The sequence below is a fragment of the Flavobacterium flavipallidum genome (assembly GCF_038289905.1).
Lineage (GTDB): Bacteria > Bacteroidota > Bacteroidia > Flavobacteriales > Flavobacteriaceae > Flavobacterium > Flavobacterium flavipallidum.
This window is the reverse complement of the sequence record NZ_JBBYHU010000001.1, coordinates 33,680-56,585: the sequence shown is the minus strand read 5'-3', so window position 1 is coordinate 56,585 and position 22,906 is coordinate 33,680. Positions and strand designations below refer to the sequence as shown.

The window sequence follows — 22,906 nt, the reverse complement described above, 5'->3', positions numbered from 1 at the left end:
GTTATCTTTTTAGGGAAAAATGCCCTCTTTTTTCAGTACTCGAATCGTCAATTTTAAAAATATACCAATAGTCTGAAGCAGGTAGTAATTCTTTGTGATAAGTTCCGTCCCAACTTGGGTTGTTGGGATTTAAAATGCTGATTAATTTTCCATAACGGTCAAAAATATGTACTGTAGCTTTTGGGTAGTAGATTAATCCTTTAATTTCCCAATTGTCATTGAAGGTGTCATTGTTAGGAGTGAAAAATTTAGGAGCAATCAATACGATGAAATTTTTGTTATCCGTTCCGCAATTGGTTCCTCTCACATATGCCGTTTGGAGTCCACCTGGGGCATCATAAAAAACGTTTGATGATTGATAGTTTATTCCGTCAATGGAATATTCAAAATAAGCTTCTTCTTTTTTTAAATGAATTGTAACGGTAGTTTCATTAACGTCGATATGGTCAATTTCAGGGAGTAAATGTTCTGTTACAATAATACTTTTGGTGTTGCTACAATCGTTTTCATTTGTAATTTTAACAGTGTAGGTTCCCGGAGTAGTAACAACTATTGTCTGTGTGTTTTCTCCTGTTGACCATAAATAACTCATGCCTGAAAGTCGTGCATCTAATTGGGTGTTGCTTCCCTGACAAAGTATGATTTCTTCGTCAGTAACTTCTGGAAGAGGGTTAACTATAATAGTAATTTGTTCTCTTGTGGTTGAGAGACAGTCATTATTATTAGCTTCTACATAATAGCTTGTGTTTTCTGTAAGGATAGGAGTGGTGAATTGATTTCCAGTTGCTAAAATGGTTCCGCCGGTGGCTTGGCTAAACCAGTTAACTACTCCAAAATCAGTAGATACTGATAAAGTTGTGCTTTCATTACTACAGATATAAACGGTTCTTTTCGTTATGGTTACGGTAGGGATGTTGTTGATAGTTGCTGTAACTTTAACTCTTGAGGATTCACAACCACCGGCCTCCGCATAATAATCTGTTGTTGTGTTTAAGTTGGGGGTGGTAAAGTCATTTGAAGTTGCGAGTAACGTTCCTCCAGAAGGAGCGTCATACCAACTTACCGAGCCTTTAAGTGTTGTAGCCTTTAAGTTTACAGAGCCATTGCCGCATCTTGAAGCCGCTGTAGTATTAGTTATTTTTGCTACAGTCAAAGTTGTACTTGCTGAGAGTTGCAGAATCGGATCACCTGGCATTCCGCCATATTCTACAATATAGCCTCTTGGGTAGTAATTGCCATTTGCTGTAGTTAGAGGGTTACCTGCTAATGGTAAATCATTCCATGTTCCTGGGTTTCCTATTGCAGGAGCGGTTATGTGTGCATAATCTTCGTTGTTTCCAGAATTATTAGGTTCGTTTGGTGCACGCCAATTGGCGAAATTAAAAGGAGCTGTGGTTGTTCCATTGCCTTCGCCTCTCCAAAATATTGTTCCTGCTTCTGGTCCTGTAACCCATTTCCATACTCCTTCAGTTTCGACATCGCTAGCTCCTATCCATCCGGTTCCGGGTGCTTGTGCACCGGCTAACTGTGCTTCGTCAGCGGCAGTTAATGTAGCTAGGTATCCTTGTAGGCTGTAATAGCTTCTTGAAGCTGCAGCATCTCTGGCAGTAGTCCAATTTATTCCGTCAAAAGGAACGTATTCGTAATAATGACCATTTCGAGGTAGGTAACTTAGATTTCCAATCCCTATACTGATTGAAAAATTTCTCGTTCCTGATGGTGATGGAGATGAATTATAAAATTCTACTGCCTCAATAGCTTCTTTAAAATCTTCATATGGTAATAAAGCGCCTGTTGGACTAAATAATTTTAATTTTCCTTCAGAAGGTGAAAAAGAGCTTGTTATTAATGGATGAGAACTCGCAAATGTGTTATTCAGTTGTAATAAATCCTGACCGTTAACATAGCCGGAAGATATTTGGATATAGACGGCATCTGTACTTGTTTCGGAAGGGTCATGAGTGATGATTACGTTTTTTGCAATCTTTACATAAGATTGTGGGCAATAAGTTGCATCTCCTTCTGCTTTTATTGTCGGAGGATCAATATAAGCTGAAAGTTTGTTTGGATAACTATAATTTAAGAAAAATAATAGTAATATTACAATATGTAAAGTTCTCTTTATCATATTGTAAATGTATTGTTTTTTTGCAAATAGCCTTATTAAGGCCAATTTATTTTCTGAAACAAATCCCAAACTACAATCCCGGCACTAACCGAAATATTCAAAGAATGTTTAGTTCCTAATTGCGGAATTTCGATACAGCCATCACATAGGGCTACAGCTTCCTGAGCTACGCCGTGAACTTCGTTGCCAAAAATCAAAGCATATTTTTGTCCTTTTTCAATTTCAAAATTTTGAAGAAAAATTGCGCTTTCCACCTGTTCGATGGCAAGTGTTATAACTCCATTCTCTTTTAAAGCAGTGATAGTATCGAGTACATTTTCGTTATGTTCCCAAGCTACCGTTTCTGTTGCGCCAAGGGCGGTTTTGTGGATTTCTTTATTAGGAGGAGTTGCTGTAATACCACACAAATATATTTTTTCAATCAAAAAAGCATCTGCAGTTCTAAAAACCGAACCGATATTGTGTAAACTTCTAACATCGTCAAGAACAAGAATTAGAGGTGTTTTTTCGGATTTTTTGAAATCCTCAATTGTTTTTCGTTCCAGTTCGCTGTTTTCTAGTTTTCTCATCTTAGATTATAGTGGTGTTTTGTGATAATAAAAAAGCTTCCAATTTTAGGAAAGGAAGCTCTTTTGAGTGTTATTTTTTTTAAGATTAGCTCTTTTTGTTATCGTCAAGAACAGTCCCTTTGATAGTTAAAACTTTTGTAGCTTGTCCTTCAGCATTAGAAGTTACAGTAACTGTTTTAGTAAAAGCACCTACTCTGTCAGTTGCATATTTTACGTTGATTACTGCTTTTGCACCTGGAGCAATTGGCTCTTTTGGAAAAGTTGGAACAGTACATCCGCATGAACCTACTGCATTAGTAATGATTAAAGGTTTGTTTCCGTTGTTTCTGAAAACAAATTCACGTTTTCCATCTGCGTTGTGAGCAATAGTTCCGTAATCGATAGTTTCGTTTTCAAAAACCATTCCTGCTCCGTTTACCTTAGCTACTTTAGTAGCTGTTGCTTTAATTTTTTTAGTTGTTTCTTGCGCTTTAGTGCTAGTAACTCCAAATACAATAAGTGCAGCAAGTAAAAGTATTTTTTTCATTTTTTTTATTTTTAGGTTTTGTACAACAAATCTAAAGAAAAAATCATGCCAATGGCTTAAAATTTACTTAAAAATGCTTTTAATTTTTTGATGGATAATTATTCGATTTAAAATTTTTAAATTCGCTTTCTAATTTTTCTAATAAATTAAAAAACGAAATAAATTGGCATCAAAAGAAAAAGCGGTTAAGGAAACCCCATTAATGAAGCAGTATAATGAGATTAAGAGAAAATATCCGGATGCTTGTTTGTTATTTAGGGTTGGTGATTTTTATGAAACATTCGGTGAAGATGCCATTAGATCGGCAAAAATATTAGGAATAACATTGACTAAACGCGGTGCTGGTTCTGAAAATGAGACTGCCTTAGCTGGATTTCCACATCACTCCATAAATACTTATTTGCCAAAATTAGTTAAAGCCGGACTTCGTGTGGCTATTTGTGATCAATTAGAAGATCCTAAAATGACTAAAACCATTGTTAAACGAGGCGTGACCGAATTAGTAACTCCGGGAGTTTCGATGAATGATGAGGTTTTGCATTCTAAAACAAACAATTTCCTTGCTTCGGTTTATTTTGCTAGTAAATCAATTGGGATTTCATTTTTAGATGTTTCTACAGGGGAGTTTTTAACAGCTCAGGGAAATGCTGAGTATATCGATAAATTATTGCAAAACTTCAGTCCAAGTGAGGTTTTGATTCAAAAGAATAATAAGAATGATTTTAAGGTCAATTTTGGAGAGGATTACCATTGTTTTTTTCTGGAAGATTGGGTTTATAAAGAAGATTATGCTTTTGAATCCTTGACAAAACATTTTCAGACCATATCGCTAAAAGGTTTTGGTGTTGAGGATTTAAAAGAAGGAATTATTGCTTCGGGTGCTATATTGTATTATTTATCCGAAACACAACATAATAAAGTCCAGCATATTACTTCTATCCAGCGTATTGCTGAAGATGCTTATGTGTGGATGGATCGATTTACAATTCGAAATCTGGAATTGTATCATAGTTATAATCCTAATGCGGTAACGCTTTTGGATGTGATTGATAAAACGCTTTCGCCAATGGGAGGGCGTTTGTTAAAGCGTTGGTTGGCTTTACCTTTAAAAGATATCAATAAAGTAAGAAGTCGTCATGATGTTGTTTCTTATTTGAAAGACAATCAGGAGGTGTTGCAAAAAATACAATATCAAATCAAGCAAATTTCTGATTTAGAACGTTTGATTTCTAAAATAGCTGCAGGAAAAGTTTCTCCTCGAGAAGTAGTGTATTTAAAAGAATCATTAGATGCTATTATTCCAATAAAAAGTCTGGCTTTAGAGAGTTTGCAGGAAGCAGTAAAGATTATAGGTGATAATTTACACAGCTGTGATTTGTTGCGTGAAAAGATAAAAACAACTTTAAATCAGGATGCTCCGGTGGCTATTGCGAAAGGAAATGCAATTGCTAAAGGTGTTAATGAGGAATTGGATGAATTGCGTGCTATATCAAATTCAGGTAAAGAATTTTTAGAAGGAATCGAGACAAGAGAGTCGGAACGTACCGGAATCAGTTCGTTGAAGATTTCGTTTAATAATGTTTTTGGATATTATATCGAAGTTAGAAATACGCATAAAGACAAAGTGCCTGCGGAATGGATTAGAAAACAAACACTGGTAAATGCTGAGCGTTATATTACTGAAGAGTTAAAAGAATACGAATCTAAAATTCTTGGTGCTGAGGAAAAGATTCATAAAATAGAAACTGAGTTGTTTGAACAATTGGTAGCTTGGATTGCTACTTATATTAAGCCGGTTCAGTTGAATGCTAATTTGGTTGCACAGTTGGATTGTTTGTGTTCTTTTACCCAATTGGCTATTGAAAATAAATATGTGTGTCCGGAACTGGACGAAACATTTGAACTGGATATTAAAAATGGTAGGCATCCGGTTATTGAAAAACAATTACCTGTAGGTGTGCCTTATATTGCTAATGATGTTTTCTTGGATAGAGAATCACAGCAAATTATTATGATTACCGGTCCTAATATGTCGGGTAAGTCGGCAATATTGCGTCAAACAGCCTTAATTGTGTTATTGGCTCAAATGGGTAGTTTTGTACCTGCTGATAGTGTGAGAATGGGTGTTGTGGATAAAATATTTACCAGAGTAGGCGCGAGTGACAATATTTCGATGGGCGAATCTACTTTTATGGTAGAAATGAATGAGACGGCTTCGATTTTGAATAATATCTCCGATAGAAGTTTGGTTTTGTTAGATGAAATTGGAAGAGGAACCAGTACTTATGACGGAATTTCCATTGCCTGGGCTATTGCTGAATTTTTACACGAACATCCTTCAAAACCCAAAACTTTATTTGCTACACATTATCATGAGTTAAATGAAATGAGTGAATTGTTAACTCGTATTCAGAATTATAATGTTTCTGTGAAGGAGTTAAAAGACAACGTGCTTTTTATTCGGAAATTAGTAAAAGGAGGAAGTGCACATAGTTTTGGTATTCATGTGGCTAAAATGGCCGGGATGCCTCAAATTGTGATTTTGAAAGCACAGAAGATTTTAAAGAAATTAGAAAAAGATCATTCCGGAGCGGCATTAAATGGTATAAAGCCTGAGAAAGAAGAAATTCAAATGAGTTTCTTTAATTTAGATGATCCATTATTGGAAGAAATAAAAGAAGAAATTTTAAATATTGATATTAATTCGGTTACGCCGGTAGAGGCTTTGATGAAATTGAATGAAATTAAAAGGATGTTGACCAGAAAATAATTTTTATTTAAAGTTAAGTAAATCAAAAGCTTAATAAAATCAGTTAATTTTTTTTCTGAAAAGACTTGTATAATAGAAAAAAGCTCTTAAATTTGCATCCGCAATACAGCACAAGTGTTGCGGTTCTTTTAAGAAATTGAAAAATGCGAAAATAGCTCAGTTGGTAGAGCGCGACCTTGCCAAGGTCGAGGTCGCGGGTTCGAGCCCCGTTTTTCGCTCCATTAAGATCATGCTCGGATGGTGAAATTGGTAGACACGCTGGACTTAAAATCCAGTGAACAGCAATGTTCGTGCGGGTTCAAGTCCCGCTCTGAGTACAAAGAAAGCTTCAAACTAATGTTTGGAGCTTTTTTGTTTTATAGGTGAATTTTTTTGTAAGTATATTTTGAATTTAATATTTTTAGTGTATTTTCGTATTTATTATAACCTATTAAAAAATACAAAAAATGAAAAAAATGTTTACTCGTTTAGTTGTGGCTTGTGGAGCTGCTATTATGTTGACTTCTTGTTATTCTTATACTAGTGTAGTGGGAAATGGTGGTACGGGGAATCAAAAAGTTACAAAATGGAATCACTATGTGATTGGTGGTTTGGCTCCTGTTGGTGTTTCTGATTCTAAGGCTATGGCTGGGGATGCTAAAGATTATACCGTGCATACAAGGCATTCGTTTGTGAATATGTTGGTTGGGAGTTTGACATTTGGGATTTATTCTCCAACAACTACAACGGTTACTAAATAATTTTTTTTTAAAGTAGTTTGGAAAGGTTGTTCGTTTGAGCAACCTTTTTTGTTTTATTGGTCACAGTTCAGGGTCAAAAACCCTGCAATTTATTGCAGTACTTTAGTAATGCGAAAAAATCTATATCTTTAGGTTATGAGTACAGATTTAAGAAAATGTTTGCACACAGTAAGCAGATTAACATGTCATGTTGTTTGGGTTACAAAATATAGGTTTAAAGTTTTAAAAGGAGATGTTCAAAAACGTTGTCGTGAACTTTTGATACAAATATGTGAAGCAGAAGGAATAGAAATTTTAAAAGGAGTTGTTAGTTCAGATCATGTTCACATGCATATAGAGTATGCGCCAAAGCATAATATTAGTACAATCTTAAAGAATTTTAAAGGAAGAACTTCAAGAAAATTGCAAATGGAATTTCCAGAATTGAAGGAGCGTTATTGGGGGCAACATTTTTGGGCAAGTGGTTACGGAGTTTGGAGTACGGGTAATATTACAGATAAAATGGTGAATGAATATTTAGAGCATCATCGGAAAAAAGATGATAATGAGAATTCAAATTTCATTCTCGAATGAAAGAAAAAGAGGGACTTTCAGTCCCTCGTAAAAACCAACCTCTGCACTTTCAGTGCAGAGTGGTTTAGTTTTGTTTTAGGTTGTTGAATTGTAAAGATAAAGTGAATGGGGACTTTTGTGATTAGTAAAAGATTTAGTGGAGATTATAAGTTTGAGTTTACTTCTAGAAAGGGGAAGACTATTTTTACTAGTAATGCTTATGAGTTAAGGATGGATTGCGAGGCAGATGCGGAGTATTTGCGTTCAGTTTTTGATAGTTGTTCTTTTGTGAAGTTTAAGACTTCTAAGGGAAAGTTTTTCTTTCGAGTGGTTGTTGATGGTAAGGTGGTTGCTGTAAGCCGAAAATATAGTACTGAATTAATGGTGCAAAAGGGGATTGATGAGATTGTAAAGTATGGATCAAAAGCAGAAATATTGGATTTTGCTAATAATGATTTTGTTTTTATAGATTGATTGGTTCTTGTTTTTTATGATTAGTAGGTATAAAAAAAGCCGTCACATGGACGGCTTATTTTTTACGGTAATTTAAAATTACTCAGCAGCAGGAGCTTCAGCAGCTGGAGCAGCAGCAGAATCAACAGCAACAGCAGCAGTATCAGCAGTAACAGCAGCAGAATCAACAGCTACAGCTGTAGTGTCAGCAGCTTCAGCAGGAGCAGCCTCTTCAGCTTTTTTACAAGATACAACAGATAATACAGCAACTACAGCTAAACTTAAAAATACTTTTTTCATCTTACTTTATTATAAAAGGTTAATTATTAATTCGAGGCAAAGATATAAAATTTTTAATATGTAAAATATTTTTTCACTTTTTTTTTGAAAAAATAATGCGGCGTATTTATCTAAATAATCTAGTGCTTTGGTTTGATTTTGGTTGTTTGTGTTTTTGCTTGATTATCCATTGGTTAGTGAGGAAAACATCTATTAAGAATTCTATTTTTTCTTTTTGTTTTTAGATGATTTATCTTTTTTCGGATGAACTATTTTTAATTCCTCAATCAAATTTTTGGCACCTGCATATTTATCTATTACAAATAAGATATATCTAGCGTCAACCATAATGTTTCTACAGATGTTTGGAGAGTAGTAAATGTCACTCATGGTCCCTTCCCAAGCACGGTCAAAATTCAGTCCGATAAGGTTTCCGTTAGCGTCAATTGCCGGACTTCCTGAATTACCACCAGTTGTGTGATTTGTCCCAATGAAATTCACGGGCATTTTGCCGTTTTCGCCATATATCCCATAATCCTTTTTGTTGAATAAATCGATTAGTTTTGGTGAAACATCAAATTCATAATCTCCCGGAATGTATTTTTCCATAACACCTTCTAAATAGGTAATTGGAGTGTAAATTGTTGCGTCTTTTGGTTCGTATCCTTTTACTTTTCCGTAAGTAACTCTTAAAGTACTGTTTGCGTTAGGGAAGATGCGTTTGTCTTTGTTTAGCTCTAATTGAGCTTTCATATAATCGCGTTGCAGTGCAGTAATTTTTAAGTTAATTTCTTCGTACTTTGGTGCAATTTGAGTGTTGTAAATATCAGTCAATTCTTTAACGAGGAGGAATGCCTTATCATTATTAATATTTTTTAAAACAGTTCTTGCGTCCCCTTCAAGTATTTCTTTGAATCCTTCATAACTGGTAAATTTACTATTGGTGTAAATTTCATCGGCCAGTTTTTTTACCTCTACATTATTCAAACTTTTTGGTAAAAATTGTCTAGGTGATTTAGTTATATAGAGAGTGATTAATTGTTCGAAAACGTCACGATCAACGTTGTTGTTGTAGTTTTTGTACAAAGAAGAAAGTCCGCTAATTAAGTTGTTTTTACGATCATTGAATGATTGTTCACCTCGAAATTTATATATTTGATCTAATTGGTACACATTATAGACAACTTTTAGTAATTCGGTGTTTCTTAGTACTATTTCTTGGAAATAATCTCTGGCTAAAGCATAAGGAGCGATCTCAATATAGTTTTTCTCAAAGTCATTTAGCAGACTGCCATATTCTTTTTCTTTACCAGCTTTAGTAACTTTTTCAATAAATTGTTTTTCTTCGGATTTTTTTATCGCAACAGCATTGGATTTTTTAAGTCCCTGACTCTCTCCAATCCATTTTTTCCAATAATTTGCAATGCTGGCGTATTTAGAGGCATATTGTATTTTGATGGCGTTGTCTTGTCTCATGTAAGCGTCGGCAACTTTTAAAGCTTTGTCTCTTATTTCGATTTTTGCAGGGTTTAATTCATTTACAATTTGCTCCACTGCAACAGCTGGAAGATATTCATTTGTGCTACCTGGATATCCAAAAACCAGCGTGAAATCATCTTCAGCCACACCATCCAGAGAAACAGGCAAAAAGTGTTTAGGTGTATAGGGTACGTTGTCTTTAGAATACGGTGCCGGTTTGTTGTTTTTGTCGGCATAAATTCTGAAAATAGAAAAATCTCCTGTGTGACGTGGCCAAACCCAGTTGTCAGTATCCGAACCAAATTTTCCAATAGATGAAGGCGGAGCCCCCACTAAACGAACATCTGTATAGGTTTCTGTTACAAAAAGCATGTATTGATTGCCTTCGTAAAAAGTACGGATTTTATTTTCTTGCCAGTTTTCTTTTGGTAAACTATTGCTGAGGCTGGTGATGTTTTTCTGAATTTTTTGCTGTTTTTCAGCTTCGCTACTAAGTGTTTCGGTTCCTTGCAAAACTAATTGGGTAACATCTTCAATTTTTACAATAAAAGTAACCGATAAGTCTTTGTTAGGTAATTCATCCTCCATTTTAAATGCCCAAAAACCATCAGTAAGGTAATCGTGATCAACGGTTGAATGAGATTGTATTTGCGCGTATCCACAATGGTGATTAGTAAGTAGTAGGCCCTTTGGTGAAATAACTTCTGAAGTGCATCCTCCGTTAAATTGAGGGACTGCATCTTTTAATGAGGAATTGTTAACGTCATAAATGTCTTTTACAGACATTTTCATTCCCAGATTTTTCATTTCCGATTCGTTTATACCGTCTAAAAGTGAAGGTATCCACATGCCACCTTGTTGGGCTTGCACTTGAATGATAAAAAATAGCAATAGTACTTTGAGAAATTTCATAATGATAATTTAGATTTTCTTGTATTGAGTTTTACAATTTGTTAGAAATAGTTTTTAAAATTGTATTAGTAGCACCTTTGTGGGTGTTTACAAAATTTTTACAAATATTGCCTTTTTTTAAGCAATAATCTTTGTCTGTAACTAGATTGTCTGTGTTTTTTGTGAATTCGGCATAATTGGTTATGCTGATGCATCCTTCAAGTTTTACTAAATCGGTAGCTTCGGCGAAATGTGAGAAATTAGGTCCGATGATAATTGGAACACCAAAAGTAGCTGGTTCCAGAATGTTGTGTACGCCAGGATTTCCAAATCCGCCGCCTACATAAGCAATGTCAGCATAGCTGTATATTTTTGTTAATATACCAATGGTGTTAATGATAAAAACATCAAAATCGGCAAGATTTTTATTTTCTTTTTCACTAAAAAGTACTGTTTTTTTTGTGATGCTGTTTTTTAAATGTTGAATCTGATCGTTCTTAATATTATGTGGAGCGATGATGAATTTTACATTTTGAGTCGTAGAATTAATATATTCAATAAGTAATTCTTCATCTTTAGGCCAGGAACTTCCTATGACAATAGTCGTTGTCTCATTTTTAAACTGAGCTATAAAATCCAGCGTATTGTCCTTTTCTAGAATTGTGGCAACTCTGTCAAAACGGGTGTCACCTGAAACCGTAATGTTAGTTTTTCCTAATTGTTCCAGAAGCTGTTTTGAGTTGTCATTTTGAACAAAAAAATGAGAAAAAGTATTCAGTGCTTTGCGATAAAATCCGCCATACCATTTAAAGAACATTTGGTTTTCTCTGAAAATTCCTGAAATTAAATAGGTAGGTGTGTTTGTTTTTTTTAATTCGTTCAAATAGTTAGGCCAATATTCGTATTTGATAAAAAAAGCCATTTCGGGATGAATCAGTTTGATAAATTTTTGCGCATTTCTTTTGGTGTCCATTGGTAAATACACAGTAACATCGGCGATAGTGTTGTTCTTTCGAACTTCATATCCCGAAGGAGAAAAGAATGTCAATACAATTTTATGATCAGGATATTTTTCTTTTATTTTTTCAATGACCGGTAAGCCTTGTTCGTATTCGCCAAGTGAGGCAGCGTGAAACCAAATGGTTTTGTCGTAGCTGTTTATCTTTTGCGATAGCGTATCAAAAACTATTTTTCTTCCGCTAACAAATAGCTTCATTTTAGGATTAAACAAGGCTATCATTTTTAATAATAAATCGGCAATTGTGATAATGATATTGTATAGAAAAAGCATTGGGAATTTTTTTGGGCTAAAATACATTTTCTTTGGCTTAAAATCATTGGTTTGAAATCAATAATAGCTATTTTTGTTTCCCTTTTGCGAAAGTTTAGTTGAAATTTATAAATGTAAAAACAACAGCTTTCTAACTATATAATAAAGTTGAAATGAAGAAAATTCAAATGGTTGACTTGAAAAGTCAATACGATAAAATTGCTGCTACGGTAAATGCCGGTATTCAGGAAGTTCTAGATAATACGGCTTATATTAATGGACCACAGGTACATCAGTTTCAAAAAGCTTTAGAGGATTATTTAGGTGTTAAACATGTAATTCCTTGTGCCAATGGAACCGATGCTTTGCAAATTGCTATGATGGGATTAGGTTTGCAACCAGGTGATGAGGTTATTACTGCCGATTTTACTTTTGCTGCAACTGTTGAAGTGATTGCTTTGTTGCAACTGACTCCGGTATTAGTTGATGTTGATATAGACAATATGAATATTTCATTGGAAAAAATCAAAGCAGCTATTACTCCAAAAACCAAGGCGATTGTTCCGGTTCATTTGTTTGGTCGTGCGGCTAATATGGATGCTATTATGGAACTGGCTACAGCGCATAATTTATTTGTTATTGAAGATAATGCACAGGCCATAGGTGCCGATTTTGTTTCTACAAATGGAACAAAAGCTAAGGTAGGAACTATTGGTCATGTAGCAGCAACTTCGTTCTTCCCGTCCAAAAACTTAGGATGTTACGGAGATGGTGGAGCCATTTTTACCAATGATGATACTTTGGCGCACACCATTCGCGGAATTGTAAATCACGGAATGTACGAGCGTTATCATCATGATGTGGTAGGAGTTAATTCTCGTTTAGACAGCGTTCAGGCTGCGGTTTTGAATGCGAAATTGCCATTTTTGAATGATTATAACAGTGCGCGTAGATTGGCTGCAACCAAGTATAACGCGGCTTTAGGTTCACATCCAAATATCATTACTCCGTCATTTGATGCAAATGAAAATGATCATGTTTTTCATCAATATACCTTGAGAATTGTTGATAAAGACAGAAACGGATTGATGCAGCATTTATTAAATAAAGGAATTCCTTGTGCTATTTATTATCCAATTCCTTTGCATTCGCAAAAGGCTTATGTAGATGTGCGTTACAAAGAAGAAGATTTTCCGGTAACGAATCAATTGGTTCAGGAAGTAATTTCGTTACCAATGCATACCGAATTAGACGATGAACAAATCCAATTTATCACTGATTCTGTTTTGGAATTTTTAAATCAATAAGTATGAAAAAAATTGTAATTACAGTTGTGTTAGTTTTGATTTCGATTTCAAATTGGGCACAAACAAAACCAATTTCTAAAGAAGAAACAGCAGTCGCTGATCGTGTTGAAGCTTTTCGTAAAGCGTTGATTGATCCAACAGAAAGCAATTTAAAAGCGTTGACTTCATCGGGTTTAAGTTACGGACATTCTAGTGGTGTGCTTCAGGATCAAAAAGTTTTTATAGAAAAATTACTCAATGGTGAATCAGATTTTGTGACGATAGAATTTCAAAATCAAAGTATTCAAATAAGCGGTGATGTTGCTATTGTAAGGCATAATTTGGCTGCACATACTAAAGACAGTGGAGTAGAAAAGGATATCAAAATTGGCAACGTATTAGTTTGGCAAAAGCAAAAAAACAAGTGGTTGCTAATAGCGAGACAAGCTTTTAAATTGCCTCAATAAGAAAACTTATAAAATGCAAAAATCCCAAATTATCAAAATTGATAGTTTGGGATTTTTTTTTGACTATTTTTTAGAAGCTTCTTTTAGTTTATCTGCGGCTTCATTAAGTTTTTCAGCGCCTTTTTCAAGGATTTTTCCTGTCTTTGATTGAGTTGAATCTATGGCTTTTTCTACTTTTTCACTTACAGTATCCATTTTTTGTTCAACTTCGGTTCCAACAGCTTCTTTAGCATCTTCGATTTTGTCTTTTGTTTTGTCCTGGCAGGATGCCATTGCAACTAGCATAAAAGCTGCCGCTAAAATTGTTTTTTTCATTTGTAGGATATTTGAGGTTTATATTTAAAATGATGTCTTTCAAATATAAAAAAATCCCCGTAAACTTCCGCTTACGAGGATGTGTTTATCAAAGCAATTCTTTTACAAAACTAATTCAGAATATAGTTTTTCAAAAGTTTGGTCTAAATTGTTGCTAAATCCCGAATGAGGTCTGGAGGTTTGTATGCTAGAACTTTTAACCGCTGTAAGCCATCTAAAACGTTCGTCTTTTTCAAATTGTGCTATCGGGCCTGCTTCTTTTTTGCCTTCGCAAATGGCTACAAATGAGTCCAAATTGATTTTGAGTTGGTCCAAATCAAATTCTTTGCAAAAAGCACTGATTTTAGCTGCAGGAATTCGATACTGAATACGTAAATATTTTTGACGCTTGCAATACAGCATTAATCCTACATTGATAAATTCTTCGCGTTCTACTTTGGGTACCACACGAATGACCGCATAATCATATAAGTGTTTTTCGTGCATCTTGAGCTTGTTTTAGAAATATTTCGGCGTTTTTTAAACGCATGCTTAAAAATCGAAAATAAACGGATTTGATTTCTTCGGCTGTTATCGTTTGATCATCCCATTGTAACCAGTCTTCCGGAATTTGATTTACAATTTCCTTGAGAAAAGTGTCGTTTAAGACAGCGGTAAATTCCTGATGTGCTTCATCCAGTCTTGAAGCCTTTGGTAATAGAACATGGTCTTTAATTAAAGCAAACGGAGTTACAGCTGTTTTCTCCCAATTAGTCCACCAATGATGGAAATAAAAAGAAGCGCCATGATCAATTAACCAAAGTTCTTTTTTCCAAATTAAGAGATTAGTGTTTTTAAAAGTTCGGTCAACATTGGTAATAAAAGCATCTAGCCAAACAATTTTTGATGCTAATAATGCCTCACAATCATTGGCAGCTGCATCATAGGTAATTGCTCCTGATAAATAATGCAATCCTAAATTTAATCCCTGACTGAATTTCAATAAATCCTGAATTTCTTCATCAGCTTCTGTTCTTCCAAAAGCTTCATCCAATTCAGCAAAAACTAATTCAGGAACCGGAAGCCCAAGGAATTTAGCGATTTGACCACCTAAGAATTCAGCAATTAAAGCTTTTACACCGTGACCAGCACCTCTGAATTTTAATACATATTTAAAATCGTCATCTGCTTCTGCCAGAGCAGGTAAGGAGCCCCCTTCCCGAAGTGGTGTGATGTAACGGATAACGTTTACAGTTCGTAAATTTGAAATCATAAAAAGAAAATCTTAAAAACAAAGATAGCTAAAATTCCAAAAGTTAATTTTGATAGGACAATTGTGTTGAAATAAAAAATCCCCACAAACATAAGTTCATGAGGATTCTTTATATATTACTGAAATCTAATCCCGATAACTATCGGGGCTGATGACTGTGTACTATTTAAGCATTTGCCGTAGCCGCTTCTTTATTGATTTTCCCAATTAATCCTGTTAATACTTTTCCAGGACCAACTTCTGTAAACAATGTAGCTCCGTCAGCAATCATTTGTTGTACTGATTGTGTCCATTTTACAGGAGCAGTCAATTGGATGATTAAGTTTTTCTTGATTTCTGCTGCATCCGAAACGGCATTTGCAGTTACATTTTGATAAACAGGGCAGATAGGAGTAGAGAAAGTAGTTGCTTCGATAGCAGCTGCTAATTCTTCTCTTGCCGGCTCCATCATTGGTGAATGGAAAGCACCACCAACAGGTAATAATAAAGCACGTTTAGCACCAGCTTCTTTCATTTTTTCGCAAGCTAATTCTACTGCTTTGAATTCTCCTGAAATTACTAATTGTCCAGGGCAGTTATAGTTAGCTGCGACTACAACTCCGTCGATAGCAGCACAAACTTCTTCTACTACATTGTCAGCTAATCCTAAAACAGCAGCCATTGTTGAAGGTGTTATTTCGCAAGCTTTTTGCATCGCTAAAGCTCTTTGAGAAACTAATTTTAATCCGTCTTCGAATGATAAAGCACCATTAGCCACTAAAGCTGAAAATTCACCTAAAGAGTGTCCGGCAACCATTTCAGGATTGAAATCTTCTAAAGTTTTAGCTAAAATTACCGAGTGTAAAAATACAGCCGGTTGTGTTACTTTAGTTTCTTTTAATTCTTCTGCAGTACCTTCAAACATGATGTCTGTAATGCGGAAACCTAATATTTCGTTAGCTTTTTCAAACAATTCTTTTGCTAGTGGTGAGTTCTCATATAAGTCTTTACCCATTCCTGTAAATTGAGCTCCCTGTCCTGGAAATACGTATGCTTTCATGTTTTTAATTTAAAGATTTGCCCCTCGACTGTGCTCAGGGTGACATTATTTAAAGATTGAAAAATAGTCAATCGGGATGCAAAAGTACTACTTTTTTAGAATTTATATTCAAAGTTGTTTTTCGAGCAAAAAGAAAACCACTTAACCTAATAAAAAGTCAAGTGGTTTTCTGGTAAATAATAGGGTTTGAAATTTAATTTATAGTTTAACCAATTGTAATTCAATATTTAATTTTACTTCTTCGCCCACTAAAACACCTCCTGCTTCTAAGGCAGAGTTCCAGTTTAATCCCCAGTCTTTACGATTGATTTTACCTGAAATATTTAATCCGGCTTTAGTGTTTCCCCAAGGATCTTTCATTAATCCACTGAATTCTGCAGGAAGTGTAACTGATTTTGTTACACCTCTTAAACTTAGATCACCAGCAATTTCATAATCTTCACCCTTTTTGGTTAAAGAGGTTGCTTTGAAAGTTAGCTTAGGGAAATTATCAGCGTCAAAAAAATCAGCACTTTTTAAATGATTGTCTCTGTCCGTATTATTAGTACTTATGGAATCAATGTTGGCTGAAAATTCGATGTTAGCGTTTTCGAAGTTGTCATCTTCAGTAGCGATAGTAGCTTCATATTCGTTGAATTTTCCGGAAACATTAGTAAACATCATGTGTTTTACTTTAAAACCGATTTCTGAGTGAGTTGGGTCAATTGTCCAATTTGTAGTTGCCATAATTATATGTTTTTATTATTAATTTTAATTTGATATGACAAATTTACAGCGACTATAGGGATGGAGCACTTAACCTAGATTAAGAAATAAAAAACCGTCCTAAAAGCTTCAGGACGGTTGTATTGAGTTTGTTTTACAGTAAGTTATCGACTAAAAACTTTTTGAGTTATTTTTTTTCGAAAGTAATGTTTACAACGGTTCCTTTTCCTGTTTCGGATTGAATTTGAAGTTCTCCATTGTGCATTCGTATAATTTTCATTGCTAATGGTAATCCAAGTCCGTAACCATTGTATTTAGAAGCGATTTTGCCTCTAAAGAAAGGTTCATATAGGTAAGGAATGTCTTCAGGTGGAATTCCAATACCAATATCAGTGATGGCAATTTTAATTTTAGAATTGTCAACCGAAAGATTTACAAATACTTCATTGTTATCGGAATATTTTACGGCATTAGAAATAATATTATTCAAAGCCAATTCTAACAAAGGGATGTTACATGGAATATTTAATAAGGATTCATCTTCCGGAATGGTATTTAATTTAATGTTTACTCGGTTGTCAGGGAATAAGGTATCAATAAAGGCTTTTACCTCCAGTAGAATTTCGTCAATTCTAGCTACATCCAAGACCTGTTTCGTGCCATCGTAACCTGTTTGTGTTAATTTTAAAAGACTTTCCGTAAGATTTCCTAATTTCGAAGCTTGTCTGTTAATGTTTTCAAGTGAATGAATATATTCTTCAGTTTCTCTTTCTTTTAAGAGCATGATTTCAGTCTCGGCAATAATGGTGGTTATTGGCGTTTTTAGTTCATGCGAAGCATTATTGATAAAATTTGCTTGGATTTCAAATGAGGTTTCCAAGCGGTCCAACATATCGTTGAAGGTTTTGGTCAAATCTGAAATTTCATCTTTTCCGTCTGTATCAGCCAATCGATTGTGAAGATTGGAGGCACTAATCCTATGCACTTCATTCGTGATTCGGGCAATAGGGTTAATAATTGTTCGAGCTAAGAATTTTCCAAAAAAGTAAGCCAGAAATATAAATCCAATTCCGCCAATAATTAAAATTTGCAAAAAGTAAATCGTGCTAGTATCACCTCTGCGATCAATAGCGGTAACAATCACAATATGTTTTTGATTTTCCTCATTGAATATTTGTCCATAATAATAGCGATGATTCTCTTCAATCCAACTCGAACCTTGTTTCATTATGTTTTTGTAAAACTCTGGCGGCAGGTGTAAATCGGTATTGTATTCAAAAGTGTTTTTGCTACTAACTTTTAAAATAAAATCTTTTTCCTCAACAAGTTCTTCAAGCCCTTTTTTTCTAAAATCTTTGAAGTAATCTTTATGTTCAGGATTTTTTTGGTAATAAGCCGAGGAAGCAATTTTAGCTCTGTCTTGGAGTCTTTTGATGAAATAATATTGGTTGTTTTGCTTTAAAAGAGAAAAAATAACGATGCACAAAAGCAAAGTACTAAAGCCCGAAAGAGCGATATAAGTAATGGTTATTTTTTTTCTAATTTGCATGTATTATGATTTAATAAGATAGCCTAAACCTTTAATAGTTTGAATTAATTTGATAGGGTAGGGTTTGTCAATTTTATTTCTTAAGTAATTGATATAGACATCAACTACATTGGTATTCATGTCAAAATTTATGTCCCAAACATTTTCTAAAATGTCTTCTCGGGATAGAATTGTACCTGAATTACTGGCTAAATAGTTTAATAATTTAAATTCTTTAGCGGTTAGTTGGATGATTTCGCCATTTCTTTTTACTGATTTGGCTCGGTTATCAATTTCTAAATCCTCTATTTGAATCAATGTATTAGGACGGTGTTCCTGAACTGATCTTCGGGCTAGAGCAGCAATTCGAGCTTCTAATTCAGAAAATTTAAAAGGTTTTACCAGATAATCATCGGCACCAGAGTTGAGTCCTGTGACAATGTTTTCGGTTGTTCCTAGAGCAGTTAAGAGTAATATTGGGACAAAGTTTTTAGAAGCTCTCAGTCTTCTGCAAATTTCGATTCCGTTAATATCCGGAAGCATAATGTCCAGAATAACGACATCAAAATTATGATTCATAATCATATCTAAAGCGGTTGTGCCGTCAAGAGCTACGCTTACCTCATTGTTTTTTTCCGAAAGTCCTTTTCGTAAAATGGATAAAAGATTAGGTTCGTCTTCAACAATGAGTAATTTCATAAATGATTTTTTTCTTTTTCAAAAATAAATATTGTGGTCTTAAAAATAGACAAAATCAGCAGTTAATATTTTCTGACCTACAAAAATAAAAAAAGCGCTGCTTGAAGCAACGCTTTGAAAACTTAATTCTGTTTCGTTAAAGTTCGATTGATTGAATAATTTCAAACAATTCGCTTTTTAATTTTTCATTAGTAATTCCTTTTTCTTTATCGAAATTTTCTCCAAAACTTGGTAAAGAAAAACTACCTTTAATTTCTGCACCTTGAAATGGAAAGCGGTTTTTTGCAATTTCTAAAACCGAAGCACCTCCTCTTGGCCCCGGAGATGTAGCCATGATTAAAGTTTGTTTTTGCTGAAAGTTTTTCGAATTGATTCGGGAAGTCCAGTCAAAAATGTTTTTGAAGGAAGTGGTATAAGCGCCGTTGTGTTCTGCAAATGAGATGATAATTAAATCAGCGGTTCCCAGTTTATTGTAAAAATCTTTAGCCAGTTCCGGAATACCATTTTCAGATTCCCTGTCCAAAGAGAAAATAGGCATTTCGTAATCGTTTAAATCCAGTACTTCCACCTCAGTATTTTCAAATTGGGAGGCAGCATAAGTAGCTAATTGTTTATTGATGGAATTTTTGCTTGAAGAAGCTCCAAAAGCGATAATTTTTTTAGTCATTTTGTTTGTTTAAAAAGTAGGTTAGAGCTCCCGAAGGACATTTATTTACAGTTTCGATAATTTTTTCGGTTGTTGAAGTCTCGGGATGAATCCAAGGTTGTTCTTTTGGACGAAAAACATCAGGATTATTTCGGACGCAATTTGCAGAATGAATACATTTAGCCGATTGCCACACAATGGTCACTTCGCCATTAGAATATTCTTTGGTAATGTCTTTCGGATTCATAATTACAATGTGGTGTTAATGCTTATTTTTCCTTTGAGTAATTTAGAAACGGGACATTTCTCAGTAATTAACAATAATCGGTCTTTTTGTTCCTGTGAAATTGTTGTTGGAAATGAAATTTCTCTTGAAAAAATGGTTTCTAATTCGCCTTCTGTTTGCTGTTGTGCATTTACTGTGATGTTGATTTCAGGAATATCCCAACCTTTTCGATCGATGTACATTCTCAAAGTTGCCAATGTACAACCAGCTAATGAAGCTAAAAGTGCCGAAAAAGGATCAGGTCCTAAGTCTTTTCCGCCATTGCTCTCTGGTTCATCCATAATCAACTGGCCGTTTCTCCAGTTGATTGTGCATAGATATTTTTGCGTACCAATGTGTCCTGTAAGGTCTTTTTCTAATAATTTTCCCATGATAATTTCAAAATCTTTTTATTGGATTACAAAACATCTCCATATTCAGGAGTTTTGTCAAAAACACTTTTGGCAAAAGGACAAAGTGGAAGAATTTTAAGGTTCATTTCCCGTGCAAATTCTACGGCTTTTTTTAGCATTTTTTTACCAAAGTTTTTACCGTTGTTGCCGGGATTTACTTCGGTGTGATCTATGATTATTTTTTGCGGCCCGGCGAAAACAAAGGTCATTTTAGCTTCTGTTTTATCATTCACTTTCACATAAAAATAACCTTTTTTTTCATTGTATTCTAAACCTATAATTTCTTCCATTGCTTCTTTGTTTAGTAATTCATTGGAACTTCCATGATTAGAAATTTAGCGGTTGAAGTTGCTTTTACTTCAATTTCTGCAATATTTGAAATTCCTAATCCGTCTCTGGTTTCTAATTTTTGACCATTAACTTCAATTTCTCCTTCAATGTTTAAGATGTAAAAACCATTTCCTTCTTTTTTTAGAGCTAATTTTTTAGAGAAATCTTTGTCGAAATCGCTTAAATAAAACCAAGCATCTTGATGAATCCAAACTCCGGCATCGTCAGGATTTGGGGATAATATTTGAGCAAAATCATTTTTTTCTAATGATTTGTCCAACGTAATTTGTTGGTAACGAGGAACTACATCACGTTTTTTAGGGAATAACCATATTTGGAAAAGTTTAGTTCTTTGATCAGCATTTGGGTTAAATTCACTATGTCTGATTCCTGTTCCGGCACTCATTACCTGAACATCTCCATTTTTTATTGTAGATTCATTTCCCATGCTGTCTTTGTGCGCTAAATCGCCTTCCAATGGAATGGTAATGATTTCCATATTATCGTGAGGATGTGTTCCAAAGCCCATTCCGGCTGCAATAGTATCATCATTTAATACTCTTAATGCTCCAAAATTTACTCTATCAGGATTGTACCAGCTTGCAAAGCTGAAGCTGTGGTAAGCGTTTAGCCATCCGTGATCTGCGTGTCCTCTTGTATCTGCTTTATGAAAAACTGTAGTTGCCATGATTTTTTTGTTTATTGATTATTACATTACAAATGTACATTCGTTGTAAGCGTTTTGCACTTAACCTAGATTAAGAAAGTATTCAATGTTCAGTATTCAGTGTTCAGTATTTAGTGTTCAGTCTTCTTCTCAGAATGTTTACAATACTGTCTGATCACTTAAAACTGACCACTGATCACTATTTTCTCAATAATTTCGCTTTCATTTTACTAAAAAACTCTGGTGTAACTCCTATATATGAGGCAATTTGTTTTTGAGGAATTCTTTGAATGAGATTAGGATAACGCTTGCAGAATTTTTCAAAACGGTCTTCGGCCGATAAACTTAAATTATCCATTAGTCGTTCCTGATGTGCAACCAGCGAATTTTCGATGAGGATTCTAAAAAAACGTTCCAGCTTAGGGATTTCAGTGTATAATAAATCCTGATTTTCTTTGGAAAGTAAAACGAGTTCGGCATCTTCTATAACTTCTATGAAAAGATTTCCCGGTTTTTTAGATATTAAACTGTACATATCGGCCATCCACCAACCTTCGCTGGCAAAGTTGAGAACTTGTTCGACAATATTGTCGTTGATATTAAAGCTTCTTAATACCCCGGAGTTTACAAAATAAGAGTGTTCACAAATATCTCCTGAGTTTAATAAAATACTTTTGGTTTTGTACTTTTTGATTTCGGTTTTACTTAAAAATAATTCTTTTTCCTCAGGAGTAAGACTTACGTGTTTTTCTATGTTCTCAATAATTAGGGGCATGATACAATTTTTTTGTTTTCATGCAAGATAGTTATTTTACTCCTGCGTTATGGGTGTTTTTTATACATTTGTTTTCATTACATTGTGATATAATTTGTTATTTTAGCATTGGTAAGAACTCCAGAAGAGCATTTTTTGTGAGATAAATTTATTTGTAATTGATTGATAATTAAACAGTATTAGAGTGTTATAAAATGGCTGAAACAAAAGCAATAAATAGTAAATTATTAGTAACAGAACTTATGCGGGGTAATGAGAAAGCCTTCAATGAGCTGTTTAATATATTTTGCAATGATGTTTATGCTTACAGTTTGAGGATGCTTAAAAATGATGCTTTTGCTGAGGAAATTGTTCAGGATGTTTTTTTGAATATTTGGTTGCACAGAGAAAAACTCAATCCTGATTTGTCATTCAAATCGTATGTTTTTACAATTACCAGAAACTTGACTTTTAATCTTATAAGTAAAGTGGCTAATAGTCATAAATTAAAAGAAGAAGTTTTCTATAAAAGTCAAAAATCGTATAGCCCTATCGAAGATATTATTGCTGAAGCTGATTATGATGTTATCAAGAATAAAGCAATAGAACAACTTCCGCCTAAACGCAGAATTATTTTTGAAATGTCCCGTAATAATGAAATGAGTTACGAGGAAATTAGTAAAGAATTAAATATTTCTGTGAGTACTGTCAAAGGTCAAATAAGTAAAGCTCTGGCTGAAATTCGCACTTATCTGGAAACACATGGAGATGTAACGCTACTTATTACACTTATTTCTTCACATTGGTTGGAATAATTTTCTAATTATTTTTCTTTTTCTTTTGGCGTAATAAACTTGCGTTTGTTTTTTATTTTTTTCTATTT

General features: G+C 34.3%; 26 protein-coding genes and 2 tRNA genes. 9 read left to right on the top strand and 19 right to left on the bottom strand.

All coding sequences use genetic code 11. From position 1 onward, the window contains the following. Nucleotide 1 precedes the first annotated feature (1 nt). From AAEO59_RS00285 to AAEO59_RS00275, 3 genes are all read right to left on the bottom strand, one after another. Nucleotides 2-2,128 carry an Ig-like domain-containing protein gene (locus AAEO59_RS00285; RefSeq protein ID WP_341698761.1) on the bottom strand — a complete coding sequence of 709 codons (2,127 nt, stop codon included), beginning with the start codon at nucleotides 2,126-2,128 and terminating at the stop codon, nucleotides 2-4. A gap of 35 nt (nucleotides 2,129-2,163) precedes the next feature. Next, nucleotides 2,164-2,697 carry an RNA methyltransferase gene (locus AAEO59_RS00280; RefSeq protein WP_341698760.1) on the bottom strand — a complete coding sequence of 178 codons (534 nt, stop codon included), beginning with the start codon at nucleotides 2,695-2,697 and terminating at the stop codon, nucleotides 2,164-2,166. A gap of 85 nt (nucleotides 2,698-2,782) precedes the next feature. Further along, the gene (locus tag AAEO59_RS00275; RefSeq protein WP_341698759.1) at nucleotides 2,783-3,223 is read right to left on the bottom strand and encodes a DUF1573 domain-containing protein; all 441 of its coding nucleotides are present in this window, start codon (nucleotides 3,221-3,223) and stop codon (nucleotides 2,783-2,785) included. A 163-nt stretch (nucleotides 3,224-3,386) separates the two neighbouring features. Between AAEO59_RS00275 and mutS the strand changes: the two genes are divergently transcribed. The 6 genes from mutS to AAEO59_RS00245 all read left to right on the top strand — a co-directional run bounded on the left by mutS (nucleotide 3,387) and on the right by AAEO59_RS00245 (nucleotide 7,759). Then, nucleotides 3,387-5,993: a DNA mismatch repair protein MutS gene (gene mutS, locus AAEO59_RS00270; protein WP_341698758.1), complete on the top strand. Its 2,607-nt coding sequence runs from the start codon at nucleotides 3,387-3,389 to the stop codon at nucleotides 5,991-5,993. A 145-nt stretch (nucleotides 5,994-6,138) separates the two neighbouring features. Further along, nucleotides 6,139-6,214, top strand: a tRNA-Gly gene (locus tag AAEO59_RS00265). A gap of 10 nt (nucleotides 6,215-6,224) precedes the next feature. Further along, nucleotides 6,225-6,310, top strand: a tRNA-Leu gene (locus AAEO59_RS00260). A 129-nt stretch (nucleotides 6,311-6,439) separates the two neighbouring features. Next, a complete protein-coding gene (locus tag AAEO59_RS00255) occupies nucleotides 6,440-6,733 on the top strand; it encodes a Bor family protein (RefSeq protein ID WP_341698757.1) in 294 nt (97 codons plus the stop codon). A 135-nt stretch (nucleotides 6,734-6,868) separates the two neighbouring features. Next, nucleotides 6,869-7,306, top strand: coding sequence for an IS200/IS605 family transposase (gene tnpA / locus AAEO59_RS00250; RefSeq protein ID WP_341698756.1), 438 nt, complete (start codon nucleotides 6,869-6,871; stop codon nucleotides 7,304-7,306). Between the two features lie 105 nt (nucleotides 7,307-7,411). Continuing rightward, nucleotides 7,412-7,759, top strand: a complete 348-nt coding sequence (locus AAEO59_RS00245; protein WP_341698755.1) for a DUF1508 domain-containing protein — start codon at nucleotides 7,412-7,414, stop codon at nucleotides 7,757-7,759. Between the two features lie 78 nt (nucleotides 7,760-7,837). On the opposite strand, the gene AAEO59_RS00240 is transcribed toward AAEO59_RS00245, so the two are convergent. The 3 genes from AAEO59_RS00240 to AAEO59_RS00230 form a co-directional block, all read right to left on the bottom strand. Next, nucleotides 7,838-8,038 carry a PG1828 family lipoprotein gene (locus AAEO59_RS00240; RefSeq protein ID WP_341698754.1) on the bottom strand — a complete coding sequence of 67 codons (201 nt, stop codon included), beginning with the start codon at nucleotides 8,036-8,038 and terminating at the stop codon, nucleotides 7,838-7,840. A gap of 201 nt (nucleotides 8,039-8,239) precedes the next feature. After that, on the bottom strand, nucleotides 8,240-10,408 hold the full coding sequence (locus AAEO59_RS00235) for a S46 family peptidase (protein WP_341698753.1): 2,169 nt from the start codon (nucleotides 10,406-10,408) through the stop codon (nucleotides 8,240-8,242). A 31-nt stretch (nucleotides 10,409-10,439) separates the two neighbouring features. After that, nucleotides 10,440-11,678, bottom strand: coding sequence for a 3-deoxy-D-manno-octulosonic acid transferase (locus AAEO59_RS00230; protein WP_341698752.1), 1,239 nt, complete (start codon nucleotides 11,676-11,678; stop codon nucleotides 10,440-10,442). A 152-nt stretch (nucleotides 11,679-11,830) separates the two neighbouring features. Between AAEO59_RS00230 and AAEO59_RS00225 the strand changes: the two genes are divergently transcribed. After that, on the top strand, nucleotides 11,831-12,964 hold the full coding sequence (locus tag AAEO59_RS00225; protein ID WP_341698751.1) for a DegT/DnrJ/EryC1/StrS family aminotransferase: 1,134 nt from the start codon (nucleotides 11,831-11,833) through the stop codon (nucleotides 12,962-12,964). A gap of 2 nt (nucleotides 12,965-12,966) precedes the next feature. Further along, nucleotides 12,967-13,410 (top strand): nuclear transport factor 2 family protein, encoded by a 444-nt coding sequence (locus AAEO59_RS00220; protein WP_341698750.1) that lies wholly within the window; start codon nucleotides 12,967-12,969, stop codon nucleotides 13,408-13,410. A gap of 63 nt (nucleotides 13,411-13,473) precedes the next feature. Here AAEO59_RS00220 and AAEO59_RS00215 read toward each other — a convergent pair whose 3' ends face one another. The 13 genes from AAEO59_RS00215 to AAEO59_RS00155 form a co-directional block, all read right to left on the bottom strand. Then, nucleotides 13,474-13,725 carry a hypothetical protein gene (locus AAEO59_RS00215; RefSeq protein ID WP_341698749.1) on the bottom strand — a complete coding sequence of 84 codons (252 nt, stop codon included), beginning with the start codon at nucleotides 13,723-13,725 and terminating at the stop codon, nucleotides 13,474-13,476. 102 nt (nucleotides 13,726-13,827) lie between these two features. Continuing rightward, nucleotides 13,828-14,211: a DUF3037 domain-containing protein gene (locus AAEO59_RS00210; RefSeq protein ID WP_341698748.1), complete on the bottom strand. Its 384-nt coding sequence runs from the start codon at nucleotides 14,209-14,211 to the stop codon at nucleotides 13,828-13,830. Further along, entirely contained in the window at nucleotides 14,189-14,977 is a 789-nt protein-coding gene (locus AAEO59_RS00205; protein ID WP_341698747.1) for a HipA family kinase, read from the bottom strand. Before AAEO59_RS00205 ends, AAEO59_RS00210 begins: the two co-directional genes overlap by 23 nt. A 166-nt stretch (nucleotides 14,978-15,143) precedes the next feature. After that, a complete protein-coding gene (fabD, locus tag AAEO59_RS00200; protein ID WP_055093653.1) occupies nucleotides 15,144-16,016 on the bottom strand; it encodes an ACP S-malonyltransferase in 873 nt (290 codons plus the stop codon). Between the two features lie 198 nt (nucleotides 16,017-16,214). Then, nucleotides 16,215-16,742, bottom strand: coding sequence for a YceI family protein (locus tag AAEO59_RS00195; protein ID WP_341698746.1), 528 nt, complete (start codon nucleotides 16,740-16,742; stop codon nucleotides 16,215-16,217). A 166-nt stretch (nucleotides 16,743-16,908) separates the two neighbouring features. After that, nucleotides 16,909-18,270, bottom strand: a complete 1,362-nt coding sequence (locus tag AAEO59_RS00190; RefSeq protein WP_341698745.1) for a HAMP domain-containing sensor histidine kinase — start codon at nucleotides 18,268-18,270, stop codon at nucleotides 16,909-16,911. 3 nt (nucleotides 18,271-18,273) lie between these two features. Then, nucleotides 18,274-18,948: a response regulator transcription factor gene (locus AAEO59_RS00185; protein WP_341698744.1), complete on the bottom strand. Its 675-nt coding sequence runs from the start codon at nucleotides 18,946-18,948 to the stop codon at nucleotides 18,274-18,276. Nucleotides 18,949-19,084: 136 nt separating this feature from the next. Continuing rightward, nucleotides 19,085-19,615 (bottom strand): NADPH-dependent FMN reductase, encoded by a 531-nt coding sequence (locus AAEO59_RS00180; RefSeq protein WP_341698743.1) that lies wholly within the window; start codon nucleotides 19,613-19,615, stop codon nucleotides 19,085-19,087. Beyond that, nucleotides 19,608-19,841: a (4Fe-4S)-binding protein gene (locus AAEO59_RS00175; protein ID WP_341698742.1), complete on the bottom strand. Its 234-nt coding sequence runs from the start codon at nucleotides 19,839-19,841 to the stop codon at nucleotides 19,608-19,610. Before AAEO59_RS00175 ends, AAEO59_RS00180 begins: the two co-directional genes overlap by 8 nt. Before the next feature lie 2 nt (nucleotides 19,842-19,843). After that, entirely contained in the window at nucleotides 19,844-20,251 is a 408-nt protein-coding gene (locus AAEO59_RS00170; protein WP_341698741.1) for an OsmC family protein, read from the bottom strand. 26 nt (nucleotides 20,252-20,277) lie between these two features. Then, on the bottom strand, nucleotides 20,278-20,562 hold the full coding sequence (locus AAEO59_RS00165; RefSeq protein ID WP_341698740.1) for a GNAT family N-acetyltransferase: 285 nt from the start codon (nucleotides 20,560-20,562) through the stop codon (nucleotides 20,278-20,280). Between the two features lie 11 nt (nucleotides 20,563-20,573). Next, nucleotides 20,574-21,290 carry a pirin family protein gene (locus AAEO59_RS00160; protein WP_341698739.1) on the bottom strand — a complete coding sequence of 239 codons (717 nt, stop codon included), beginning with the start codon at nucleotides 21,288-21,290 and terminating at the stop codon, nucleotides 20,574-20,576. A gap of 178 nt (nucleotides 21,291-21,468) precedes the next feature. Beyond that, complete coding sequence (locus tag AAEO59_RS00155; protein ID WP_341698738.1) at nucleotides 21,469-22,044, bottom strand: Crp/Fnr family transcriptional regulator; 576 nt, start codon at nucleotides 22,042-22,044, stop codon at nucleotides 21,469-21,471. 194 nt (nucleotides 22,045-22,238) lie between these two features. On the opposite strand from AAEO59_RS00155, the gene AAEO59_RS00150 reads away from it, so the two are divergent. Then, nucleotides 22,239-22,838: an RNA polymerase sigma factor gene (locus AAEO59_RS00150; RefSeq protein ID WP_341698737.1), complete on the top strand. Its 600-nt coding sequence runs from the start codon at nucleotides 22,239-22,241 to the stop codon at nucleotides 22,836-22,838. Nucleotides 22,839-22,906 lie beyond the last annotated feature (68 nt).